This window comes from Limisphaera ngatamarikiensis (assembly GCF_011044775.1).
GTDB lineage: Bacteria > Verrucomicrobiota > Verrucomicrobiia > Limisphaerales > Limisphaeraceae > Limisphaera > Limisphaera ngatamarikiensis.
Genome location: NZ_JAAKYA010000024.1, coordinates 1 through 12,002, shown reverse-complemented (window position 1 = coordinate 12,002; position 12,002 = coordinate 1). Strand labels below are relative to the sequence as shown.

Annotated in this window: 8 protein-coding genes; 4 read left to right on the top strand and 4 right to left on the bottom strand. The window is 65.8% G+C overall.

From position 1 onward, the window contains the following. Positions 1–318: 318 nt before the first annotated feature. The 4 genes from G4L39_RS04255 (at position 319) to mutL (ending at position 7,866) form a co-directional block, all read left to right on the top strand. Positions 319–1,701, top strand: a complete 1,383-nt coding sequence (locus tag G4L39_RS04255; protein WP_165106180.1) for an SGNH/GDSL hydrolase family protein — start codon at positions 319–321, stop codon at positions 1,699–1,701. Positions 1,702–2,029: 328 nt separating this feature from the next. Next, entirely contained in the window at positions 2,030–2,881 is an 852-nt protein-coding gene (locus tag G4L39_RS04250; RefSeq protein WP_165106178.1) for a LamG-like jellyroll fold domain-containing protein, read from the top strand. A gap of 76 nt (positions 2,882–2,957) precedes the next feature. Further along, on the top strand, positions 2,958–5,498 hold the full coding sequence (locus G4L39_RS04245) for an alpha-L-arabinofuranosidase C-terminal domain-containing protein (protein ID WP_165106176.1): 2,541 nt from the start codon (positions 2,958–2,960) through the stop codon (positions 5,496–5,498). A gap of 259 nt (positions 5,499–5,757) precedes the next feature. Beyond that, on the top strand, positions 5,758–7,866 hold the full coding sequence (gene mutL / locus G4L39_RS04240; RefSeq protein WP_165106199.1) for a DNA mismatch repair endonuclease MutL: 2,109 nt from the start codon (positions 5,758–5,760) through the stop codon (positions 7,864–7,866). A gap of 124 nt (positions 7,867–7,990) precedes the next feature. On the opposite strand, the gene G4L39_RS04235 is transcribed toward mutL, so the two are convergent. The 4 genes from G4L39_RS04235 to lspA all read right to left on the bottom strand — a co-directional run bounded on the left by G4L39_RS04235 (position 7,991) and on the right by lspA (position 11,550). Beyond that, the gene (locus tag G4L39_RS04235) at positions 7,991–8,920 is read right to left on the bottom strand and encodes a polyprenyl synthetase family protein (protein WP_165106175.1); all 930 of its coding nucleotides are present in this window, start codon (positions 8,918–8,920) and stop codon (positions 7,991–7,993) included. A 322-nt stretch (positions 8,921–9,242) separates the two neighbouring features. Further along, positions 9,243–9,863 carry a CDP-alcohol phosphatidyltransferase family protein gene (locus G4L39_RS04230; protein ID WP_165106173.1) on the bottom strand — a complete coding sequence of 207 codons (621 nt, stop codon included), beginning with the start codon at positions 9,861–9,863 and terminating at the stop codon, positions 9,243–9,245. An 11-nt stretch (positions 9,864–9,874) separates the two neighbouring features. Further along, entirely contained in the window at positions 9,875–10,864 is a 990-nt protein-coding gene (locus tag G4L39_RS04225; RefSeq protein ID WP_165106171.1) for an RluA family pseudouridine synthase, read from the bottom strand. Positions 10,865–10,965: 101 nt separating this feature from the next. Then, positions 10,966–11,550, bottom strand: coding sequence for a signal peptidase II (gene lspA / locus G4L39_RS04220; protein WP_240893793.1), 585 nt, complete (start codon positions 11,548–11,550; stop codon positions 10,966–10,968). Positions 11,551–12,002: the final 452 nt, after the last annotated feature.

Below are 12,002 nucleotides of genomic sequence, written 5' to 3'. Positions count from 1 at the left end.
AGAACCGTTGCCCCTCCCGCGGCCCGCATCGAATCGCGACGCGCCCGGCAACATCCAACAGGCGGAAGGGGACCCCGTCCCTCGCGGTCCGCAGGAAGCCCCGGACACAAACCTGGAAACCTCCGTGGCATTTCCCAACCCGGGCCGGCACATCAAAAACCGCTCAAGGCGAACCTCCCGCGCGGTCTGCCTGGCGTCTGCCCTCTGTTGTACCCCGCCTGTGTGTCAAGGTTCTGTGTCCTCTGAGTTCCTGTGGTTTCCCCTCCGTGCCTCTGGGATGCATCGAGCGGGTATGGGTACAGGTTGACCCGGGCGGTCGTGCCCTCGTACGGTGAAGCCGTGTGGCGTCGGGCCGGTGCATGGGTCGCATGGGTTGGGGCGGGGCTGTTGTCCTGCGCGGGTCAGGAAGACTGGTCCTCGCTGAACGTGGAGCGTTGGACCCGGTTTCGCGCGGCAGCCGAAAACGCAGGCGGACCCGTGACGGTGGTAGCCTTTGGCGACTCCATGCAAGCCACGTACCGGTCGGTGCCCCGTTTTTTGTTCCCGCGTCTGGTTGGGTTGTTGGGCCAGAGCGGGCGTTCGTTTGACGGCGAGTACCCTCCGGTGTCCATGCCCGTGCTCGAGGGCGGTGCACAAAGCACCCGCGCGGCGGAGACGGCCTGGGCGCGGACCAACTGGTTTTTGGAGCATTTTGTCCTGCCGCCCGACGGCGCGGTGTTCTGGAGTCATCGGGGGTACCCGGCCGACGGTTCCATGCCGGCGGATCGGTTGGGTGTCCATTATGTGGCGTGGCCGGTGGGAGGTGAACTGCTCCTCCAAATCTCCCGGGCCGGCGGGCCCTGGGAGACTGCCCTGGCGTTTTCGGGTTATGCGCCCGCGCCGGAAGGAAGGTATGCAGAGGTGGCGCTCGAGCCGGACCTCTACAGGGTCCGCGTACAGGGCGCCTCGGGCACGAACCTGGTCCTGTGGCAGGACCTCCGGCTCAGCACGTCCAACGGGTTGCACACGGCGTGGCTGCAACGAGACGGCTTGCATCTGCGGGCGGTATTGAACACGCCGCGGAGCGTGTTGGAACCCGTGCTGCAGAATCTGCAACCGCATCTGATTTTCTGGCACATGAAGGAATTGGCGGACTATTGGAATCTGGTGGGGCCGGACCGGGCGGAGGCGGTTCTGAGCAACGATTTGGAACAGCTGGAACTGCTGTGGCAAAAGGCTGCACCCGGGGCCGACGTCATCTACCTCGGCACACCCTACGAGGCCCGGGACGAAGCCGGCACGCCCGTCACCCAGCCGCAGAACCGCCTGGTCCGCGATCTGGCCCGCCGTCACGGACGCATTTATGTGGACGGGATGACTCCGATGGTCTCCTACTCGTGGATGCGCAGCCAGGGTTACCTCGTGGACGGACTGCACCTGAGCGACGCCGGCTACGCGGTGTTGACCGATCTCATCTGGCGCCAGCTCGGGCTCGAAACCCTGCGGCTGGACCGGCGGTTGTACATCACCCGCATCGGCGATCGGGTGCACTTGCAGTGGGCGGCACGGTCAAACCTCGTCCATGAGGTGTGGGTTTCCACAGACCTGCAGTCGTGGACGCCGATCCAATCCGGCGAGGGCTCGGAACCGGGCGCCGGAACCGATTGGCCGTTGCAACGGGCCGGTCAGACCTTTTTCCGGGTCCAATGGCGGCCGAAATAGGCCCTGCAGGCCAGGGCCCAATCCCAATTTGATCCCGCCCCTGCAACAGGCTTTGACTGAACTTCAAAGGCAAAATCCATCCCCGGTACAACCCGTCGCCGGCCAATCCGCTCCCGTCTCCAAGTCCAAAGCTCGGCGGAAAGGTCGTTCGCAAAATGGCGATTAAAATCCGCAAACTGGCGTTGTCCGGTTCTTGCGATTCCCCCAAGATGATGACGTGAACGGTGCGGCAGGCACGAGATGTATCGCCGCGCCGTCACTCAGACGGGAAGTCTCAACAACCCTGAGAAGCGTTGTTATGACAAAAACCCGAACAAGCAGATGGCTGATGGTCGGCGGCTTGGTCGCCTGGTCGGTCACGGCCGGGGCGGCAACCGTGGCGTGGTGGGATTTCGACAGCGCGGTCACCGGTAGTCCGGTCCCCTTGGGTTCCTGGGCGCAGGGCGGCTCGGGTGGGGTTCCGGCGATCCCTGACCTGTCCGGCAACGGTTATACCATGCTGGCTTGGGACGACTACTGGGGCCCGGAATGGTCCGCTCTCGGGGATACACCGACCGGCACGGGTTTCAGCTCGCAGCATGCCGGGCATGACGACGGGTACGTGCCGGCGACCGGCCTGGTGCAATGGCAGCCGCTCACTTGGACCATTGAGCTGTCGGTTCGCCTGAACAACCTCGCCGGTTGGCGCACCATGATCGGCCGGGACGGGCCCACCGGAGTCTCCGGAGATCTGGCGGCCGCGTTTTACTTCCAAAACAACGGCATCGACAACCGGTTCCGTATCAACTTCATGACTGTTGGTGGCCTCCGATACATCTTGGACTCCGATTTAGTGCCGGAAGCGGGTAGATGGTACCACCTGGCGGCCGTCAGTGATGGCACCACCCTCCAGATGTGGGCTGACAAACTGGATGGCAGCGGCTTCCAATTGGTTGGGACCCTGAGCCTCGACCCAAACAACGACAACCGGCTCCGGGCCACGGGTACGTGGACGTTTGGTCGCGGTTGGTTCAACGGCGCGTTCGTGGACCATATCGACGGAAACCTGGACAACATTCGGTTCAGTGATGTGGCCCTGACACCGGCACAGTTCATCCAGGTGCCGGAACCATCGGCTTTGGCGCTTTTGGGACTGGGTGGCCTGGCGCTGTTCGCCCGGCCGCGCAGATCCCAAAACTGAGGCGAGGTCTCGTGAGTTGGTTGAGGACGCGAAGGCAGGCTCCGGCCTGCCTTCGTTTTTGCAACGATTCGCAGCCATGAAAACCATGTTCTGTGACCTGAAACGCGCGATCCGTTCGTGGGCAACCCGGACATCCGCAGTGACGGGGCTGGCGTTGTGCCTGCCGGGCCTGCTGCTGAAGGGCTGGGCGGGGCAGGTCCAACTCACCGTGCAGGTGGATCAACCCGGCGCGCGGGTTGCCCCCACGATGTGGGGCATTTTTTTCGAGGATATCAACCTCGGCGCCGACGGGGGGTTGTACGCCGAACTGGTCAAGAACCGCGGATTCGAGTTTCCCGATCCCATGATGGGCTGGTTCATGCTCCGGACCAGCCACGGTCGGGGAGAGGTGAGCATCCGAACGGAGGACCCCTTTGATCCGGCCAATCCGCACTACGCGCGGATCGAGTCGCGGGCGCCGGTGGCCATGGGTTTGAGCAACGAGGGTTTTCGCGGCATGGGCTTTCGCGGGGGCGAGGAGTACGTGTTGGAGCTGCGGGTGCGGCGCGTCGGTGGAAACCCCCGGTTGTTGGCGGAACTGGTGAATGACGAGGGCGAGACCCTGGCCGAAGGTCGGTTGACCGACCTGCCCCGGACCTGGGAAAAACGCACGCTGCGGTTGACCCCGCGCGAGACGGCATCCCGAGGACGGCTCAACGTCCTGGTCGAGGGCGGCGGCACGGTGGATGTGGACATGGTGTCGTTGTTCCCGCGGAACACCTGGAAACAACGACCGGGTGGTTTGCGGGCCGACCTGGTGCAGATGTTGGCGGAACTGAAGCCCGGGTTCCTCCGGTTTCCAGGCGGTTGCATCGTGGAGGGAAGCGAACTGGACAAGCGCTACCAGTGGAAGACGACCATCGGGCCGGTGGAACAGCGCCGGCTGTTGATCAATCGTTGGAACTACGAATTCAAACACCGGCCCACGCCGGACTACTACCAGAGCTTCGGCCTGGGTTTCTTTGAATACTTCCAGCTGGCGGAGGATCTCGGGGCGGAGCCCCTGCCGATTCTGAACTGCGGCATGGCCTGCCAGTTCAACAGCGGGGAGCTGGTGCCCCTGGACCAACTGGAGCCCTACGTCCAGGACGCGCTGGACCTGATCGAGTTTGCCAATGGCCCGGTGGACAGTCCCTGGGGCGCACGTCGGGCCGCCATGGGGCATCCCGAGCCGTTCCACCTCAAATACATCGGCATCGGCAATGAGCAGTGGGGCCCACAGTATCTGGAGCGCTACGCCGCGTTTGCGCGAGTGTTGAAGGAGCGGCACCCGGAAATCACGCTGGTCTCCAGCTCGGGACCCTCCCCGCATGACGACCGTTTCGATTTTCTCTGGCCGCGGCTGGTGGAAATGAAGGCCGAAATCGTGGACCAGCACTGCTACGCCAATCCGATCTGGTTCTTCACAAGCGCCGACCGGTTCGACCGCTACGATCCGGCCGGCCCGAAGGTCTTTTTCGGCGAGTATGCCGCGCAGAGCGACCGCATCGTGAGCGTGCACAATCGGAACAACTGGGAATGTGCACTGTCGGAAGCCGCTTTCATGACCGGGATGGAACGGAACGCGGCGGTGGTGGTGATGGCCGCCTACGCCCCTCTGTTCGGGCACGTGGACGGCTGGCAGTGGCGGCCGAACCTGATCTGGTTCGACAACCTCCGCGTGTTTGGCACGCCCAACTATTACGTACAGCAGATGTTCTCCCGGAACCGCGGCGACCGCGTGCTGCCGGTACGGTTGTCGGGCGACACCGCCGCGCCGGCTCTGGCCAGGGGTGGTATCGGGCTCGGCACCTACCGCACAGCCGCGGAGTTCAAGGACCTGGTGGTCCGGCGCGGAGACGAGGTCCTCTATCGCGCGGACTTTTCGCGCCGGCCCGAGGGGTGGCGCTGGCCGGACAGCGGCTCCTGGGAGGCGGCCGACGGCGTGTTGCGTCAAACAAATCCCCGGGCCATCAGCACCGCCTTCGTGGGCGGGCCGGATTGGACCGAGTACACGCTGGAGGTCAAGGCTCGCAAGATTGCCGGGGACGAGGGATTCCTGGTCGTCTTCCGGGATGCCTTCCAGAACACGCGCGTACAATGGAACATCGGCGGCTGGGGCAACACGCGGCATGGCATCCAATCCTGGCTGGGCGTGCAGGAGCAGTTGGTGGAGCAGGTGCCCGGCTCCATTGAGACCGGCCGATGGTACGACATCCGGGTGGTTTTGCGCGGCCCGCGCATCGAATGTTATCTGGACGGCCGGCTGATCCATGCAGTGGACGTGAAGGTGCCGGTCCAGGACGGTTTCTATGCCAGCGCGGTCTCGGACGAAACAACCGGCGAGGTCATCCTCAAACTGGTCAATGCCGCGCCGTATGAACGAACCGTCCAGATGAGCCTTGAGGGCGTGAAACAGGTCCGACCCGGCAGCCGCGGCTGGATCATGCGCGGCGAAACCCTGGGGGATGAAAACGATTTTGAACACCCCACCCGCGTGGCGCCCCGGGACTGGCCGGTGAACATCGGTTCGCCGCAGGCCGAAATTACGGTGCCCTCCCATGCGCTGATCATCGTCCGCGTTCCCGTGGAACGTTGAACGCGGCGGGTATTCCAAGGGGTGTGTGGCGGGCGGCCGTCCCCGCGGCCCAAGGTAAGGTTCGTCACGGACGCGAACGGGCACGCCCGTCCGCCAGCTCAACCGGTTGCGCAGCGGCGGAAGAGCCTCGCTCGGATCCCCTGCCATCCCCGGCGCCGGGTCCGGTGTTTACCCCAAAGGACCGCCCCCTACAATGGGCGACGATGTCAACGCAACCGTCCATGACTCCCGGTCCCTGCCGGCGTTTGGTCCCTGGCGCATGAACCGCATCCGGCTGTTGCCCGAGACGGTCGCCAACCAAATCGCGGCCGGCGAAGTGATCGAGCGTCCGGCCAGCGTGGTCAAGGAGCTGGTGGAAAACGCACTGGACGCCGACGCGCGCAAAATTGTCGTGGAAATCCAAGCCGGTGGCCGGAGCCTCATCCGCGTCTCCGACGACGGCATCGGGATGAGCCGGGACGACGCGTTGCTGTCACTGGAGCGACACGCCACCAGCAAGATCCGGTCGGCCGAGGACCTGTTTGCCATCCGAACCCTGGGCTTTCGGGGCGAGGCCCTGCCCAGCATTGCCAGCGTCAGCCGGTTCACGTTGGTCACGCGCGAGCGGGAGGGCGACCAGCCCGAGGGCACGCGCATCCTCGTGCACGGAGGCAAAATCCTGGAGGTCCAGGCCGCAGGGACGCCCCCGGGGACGGTCGTGGAGGTGCGGCAGCTGTTTTTCAATGTCCCGGCCCGACGCAAGTTCCTGCGCAGCGAGGAAACCGAGTCCGCTCACGCCCAGCACGTGGTCCTGTTGGCGGCCCTAGCGCATCCCGAGGTGGCGTTCACATTCATCAAGGATGGGCGAACCTTGTGGCAGTTGCCCGCGATCCCCTGCGGTTCCGACCCCGCCGGACGTCTGGCAGCCCTGAAGGAGCGATGGCGCGCGCTCTACGGAACGGACGAATCCTTCCTGGCCGTGGATTTCGTGTGGCCGGCCGAGGCCGGAGCGGAGGCCGCGGCCGACGATGCAGAGCCCGATTCGGATCCATCCATCCGGGTCTGGGGCCTGATCGGCGCGCCGGGCGTTTCCCGCGCCACCCGGGCCGATCAACACCTGTTCGTCAACCGCCGGCCCGTGGAAAGCCGCGCGCTGAACCATGCACTCCTCGAAGGCTATCACACCGCGCTCATGAAGGGGCGCTACCCTGTGTGCTGCCTGTTTTTGGAGCTGGATCCGGCCGCCGTGGACGTGAACATCCACCCCGCCAAACGGGAGGTGAAATTCCATCGCGAATGGGCTGTGCGCCGCGCCGTCACCACCGCCGTGCGGGAAACCCTGCTGGCCTTTCACACACGCCCGGTCCCGAGAGGCCCGTCTGCCGGCACGACGACGTCGGCCCCTGCGCCGGCCGCACAGCCGCAGCTTGAAGGCTCTCTTCCCGGCCTGTCCGTGCACAGGGTCGAGGGCTCGCCACCGCCCAAACCACCGGCCGTGGGTCCCGTGTCCGGCAGTGGCCCCGCCACCGGTACACCGGTCGCAACCGGAACAACGCGCGGGTCCGCGCTCGCCCCCTCGGCACCGCGGCCAACAGCCGAAACCCAACAGCAACGGCAGCCGATGGCCCCGGGGATGAACCGCCAGGGGGCCGAAGCCATGTCCGGGCACCCGACCGCCCCGGCGGCCGGCGCGCCCGCGGCCGCGCCCGAATCATCCGTGGCCGCGCCGGCGTCCTCGCCGATGGCAGAACCCGGGGGCCGCGAACCGGCGCCCTCGCCGGCCGCCGGACCGGTGCCACTCGTGGACGTGCCGCTCCGGTACCTGGGCGTGGTGGGCCGCTTGTACGTGGTGTTCGAGTCCGACCGTGGCCTGGTGTTGATGGATCAACACGCCGCCCACGAACGGGTGTTGTTTGAGGAGATGCTGGACCGGCTGGAACGCGACGGCCGTGCACCCTCGCAAAAGCTGCTCCTGCCCGAGGCGATCGAACTGCCCCCGCGCGATGCGGCCTTTTTGCGCGAACAACTCGAGGTGCTCGGCCGGCTGGGCGTGGGGGTGAGCGAGTTCGGAACCCGCTCCTTTTTGCTGGATGCGTTGCCCCCCTTTGTGCGGGTGACGGATCCGCGGCGATTTTTGCTGGATCTGGTGGATGAACTGCAGGCGGCGGGCCGGGAATTGAACACGCTGCGTCTGGGCGAACCGGTGGTAGCCAAAACCGTGTGCCGGCACGCCGTCAAGGCCCGCGACCCACTTTCCGAACCCGAACTGCTCAACCTGCTGGAGTCGCTCCGCCGATGTCGGATGCCATACACCTGTCCGCACGGCCGGCCCACCTTGATCGAGCTGAGCTATCGAGAGCTGGAACGGAAGTTCGGTCGCGCAACCTGAGCCTTCGGGTGCCCGGACCGGAGCAGTCGCCCGATGACCCCGTGAGGTTCGGGGTTCGCAAGTGCACCGAACATGTCCGCGGAGGAGGACCGGCGAGCGGAAAGACGCGGCTCGGGCGCGGTCCTCACCGGTCGCGGCGCAGGAGAAACTCGGCCAGTGCACGAAGGGCGGTCCCCCGCCGGCCAAAGGGTTCCAACGCAGCAAATGCCTTTTGGGTGAGCTGCTCGGCGATTTGTTTGCTTCGTTCCAATCCCACCAGCGCCGGGTAGGTGGCCTTCTGTGCCTTTACGTCTTTGCCGGCCGTTTTACCCAGTTTTTCGCTCGTCTGGGTGATGTCGAGGATGTCGTCAATGACCTGGAACGCCAGGCCCACGTTGGAGCCGAATCGGGTGAGGGCGTCGAGTTGTTTGGGGGTGCAGTTGGCGCTCATGCCGCCCAGCCGCACGGCGCAGCAGAGCAGGGCGGAGGTCTTGCGCTCGTGAATGAAGCGCAGGTCGCGCAGCGGAATGGATTTCCCTTCGCTCTCCAGGTCGGCCACCTGGCCGGCGATGAGCTGTCGGGACCCGGCTGCGCGGGCCAGTTCGAGGATCAACTGCCGGTGCGGGTACCGCGGCCAGCCCCGGCTCTGCGCGGCGATTTCGAATGCCACGGTGAGGAGGGCGTCCCCGGCCAGCACGGCGATCCCTTCGCCAAAGACCTTGTGGCAGGTGGGCCGGCCGCGCCGGAAATCGTCATTGTCCATGGCAGGTAGGTCGTCATGCACCAGCGAGTAGGTGTGGATGCACTCAACGGCGCAGGCCAGGGGCAGGGCTTCCGCGGGATCACCGCCGCAAGCCTCGGCCGCTGCCAGGCAGAGGATGGGCCGGATACGTTTGCCGCCGGCAAACAACGAATAATGCATGGCCCGGTGGATCGTGGCCGGCCGGGTACCCGGCGGGGGCAGGAACTTTCGGAGCCCGCGGTCAATCCACCGGGTCCGCTCGGCCATGTACGACTCGAGCGGGAACGATGGGTCTGACGATGAAGGCGCAACCCGCACGCGCTGTGCAGTCATGACCCCAGTTAATGAATCGCGCTGGAGCCCGGCAAGCCGTTTTGGGTGCGGGGGCGTCACAGGACCGGTGCGGCCTTTGCTTTTGTCCGAAACCGGCGTCGGCGCGTCGCAACCCGCCTCGAGCCTGCAACGGCGGAACAGGCCTTTCCAACCGGAGCACGGCCGGTAACACCGCGGCCGGTGCCGGGCAAATCGCCGCCACGCCGCAAGCGGGCCGACCCGGCCCCGCGCAGCGGGCAGGTCCCTTCCCCAACGAATGCAACGCTCCGGCACCTGCCGTCCGATCGGGCAGGATTGGCGCCTCGGCGAGGCCCGATCTCGTTCAGGGCAGGTCCGCGTGACGAATGGAGGGTTGCGGTGCGGGTGGGGACTGGATCGGGTTATGGATGCGCTTGCGCAGGCGCCATGCGTGCCAGGCGGTGGGGACGTTGGTGCGGTAGTCCGGGAGCAGGCAGGTGATCACGATCTCTTCCAGTGCCGAGAGCATGACCAGCGGGACCAACAACCGGAGCACCCAGCCGGGTCCGTGGGCAAAGAAAATGAGTACGGATGCGCCGGCCAGGAAACTGAGAGCCTTGGCGCCCCAGGTGTGGTACGCGATCAGGCGACGGAACCGGAACCAACCGACGGCCACGGAGAGGAGATAAGCGGCCAGGCCGCTGCACAGCCAGGGCAGTTCCGGTGCCAGCGCTTCGGGGCGCAGCCACCAACCACAGGGCGGCAACGCCAGCCACGTCGCCATGTCAGCCCAACTGTCGAGTCGGGCGCCCAGGTCGCTGTGTTGATTCCATCGCCGGGCAAGATACCCGTCCACCCCGTCCGACATCAGGCCCAGGACCAGGAGGACCAAAAAGGGTCGGTGCGAACCATGAGCCGCCAGGGCAAGAAGCACCGGAACCGACAGGAGTCGGAAAAGGCTCAGGAGATTGGGCAGGGTCCACATGAGCGGGAAGGTCAGGTGATTTCGGCCGGGGGCCGGGTGGTTCGGGTGGTTTCAGCCCGGCTGACGGCCCGGAGGTGACGGAGCGTGTCCTGGAAATCGGCCGGCCAGGGGGCTTCCCAGGTCATGGACTCGCCGGTCCGCGGGTGGGCAAGGGTCAGCTGGGTGGCATGAAGCATCTGGCGTGCGGGTTCAAAGCCCAGGCGTTCGGCCAGGCGCCGGTTGGCGCGGCGACCGTAAACGGGATCGCCCACCAGCGGATGGCCCAGGTGCTGGAAATGCACGCGGACCTGGTGGGTGCGCCCGGTATGAAGCCGGGCTTCCACAAGGGTGGCATCGGCCAGGCGCTCGAGCACGCGGTAGCTGGTGTGGGCCTCCCGGCCGCGTTCCTCGCAGACGGTCATGCACTTGCGGTGGGAAGGGTGTCGCGCAATGGCGGCCCGGATTTCGCCGGTGTCGTGGGGCAGTTGGCCGCAGACGATGGCGTGGTAGACCTTGAGGACCCGGCGTTCGGCAAACTGGCGGGCCAAGGCCAGGTGCGCGGCATCCGTTTTGGCCACGACCATGACCCCGCTGGTATCCTTGTCCAAGCGATGCACGATGCCGGGCCGGCTGACGCCGCCCACACCGCTGAGTCGGCCGGCGCAGTGGTGGAGGAGTGCGTGGACAAGGGTGTGGGTTTCGTGACCGGCGGCCGGGTGAACCACCAGACCCGCCGGCTTGTTGATGACGACGAGGCAGTCGTCTTCGTAGAGGATGTCGAGCGGGATGGCGACCGGTTCAAGAGTGGCCGGTTTGGGGTCGGGCCATTCAACCTCAACCTGTTCCCCGGCACGGGGGCTGTGGGTCGGTTTGACGGGGCGCCCGTTGACCTTGACGGCGCCCTGTTCGATGAGGCGTTGAATGGCGGACCGGGACAGGGCCGGATACCGGCGGTGGAGGAACACGTCGAATCGTTCTCCCGGGGCCGATTCTTCGATGATGAAGGTTTCGAGCGTGGGCATGGGTCCGAACCGTGGGCGCGCGTTTCAGCGGGTGTCATGCAACCCATGGGCCGGGTCGACTGCGGTACGGAAACGGCGCGAGTTCGGGGCTGTCAGGGTCTTCATGGTGTGGACGGAGGGGAAGGCGGCGGTGGCGTGGAGGTTGAGTCGGGTGAAGGCGCCTCGGGGACGCTGTCCCGGGGTTTGAGCCGGGCCCCGGCCCGCCAGGAAAGCCAAAACAGGGTGGCCACGCCCAGGCAGATGGCGCTGTCGGCCACATTGAAGGCCGGGAACCCCCATTCGGTGCCGTCGGACCGCGGCAGGTAAAAGTAGAGAAAGTCGATCACATGCCCCACGCGGAGACGGTCCAGCAGGTTGCCGGCAATGCCGCCGAGGACCGCCCCGAAGGCCACCTGTCCACCGAGGGATTGAAGCTCGAAATGGTGCCTGTACCACCAGAGCAGGACCAGTGCAAGGATGGCCACCAGGGCCAACAGATCGTTGTAGCCGCGCAGCAGGCTCCAAGCCGCGCCCGTGTTGCCCCAGTGCACCAGCTTGAAAAAGCCGTGCACAACGGATTGCTCTTCGCCGTAGGGAAGCCGGCCGAGCACCCACGCCTTGGTAAGCTGGTCCAGGGCAAAAAGCGACACTGCCACCGAGGCGGTTCGGCGGCCCGGCGTGGCCCAAAAACGGCTCATCCATGCCATGGCGGACACTGCCAGCAATCTAATCGAGCCGGGGCCGCAGGAAAACTCTTTCCCGACCCGACAAAGGACGGTCGATTTGAGCCAAAAAGACTGGTACCCAAGCGGGGAGGGCTCGTTTGCCGTGTCGAAACGGGTCGTTGCGCCAAAAGTAACTGTTACCCGCCATGAACACCCAAACGAGCGCACAAACCAGACGCGAGGTGCTGACCTAACTGCGGCGTGCCCACGCCCGGGCCGGCAGCCTCTACAAACGTCAACTGCTCGACCCAGCGGTCAGCTTGTTGGGCTACCACCGCAAGGCGGCCAGAGGTCTTCCCGCTGATCGCCGCCCTGTGCGCCGGCGCGCTGGGGGCAGTGGATCCACCACTGCCTGCCGGCCGGCCGCAGTAACGCCCGTGACGTTCGACAACCAGAGCCGATGACCAAAGCCCGCAACCCTCAAACGACGAAGC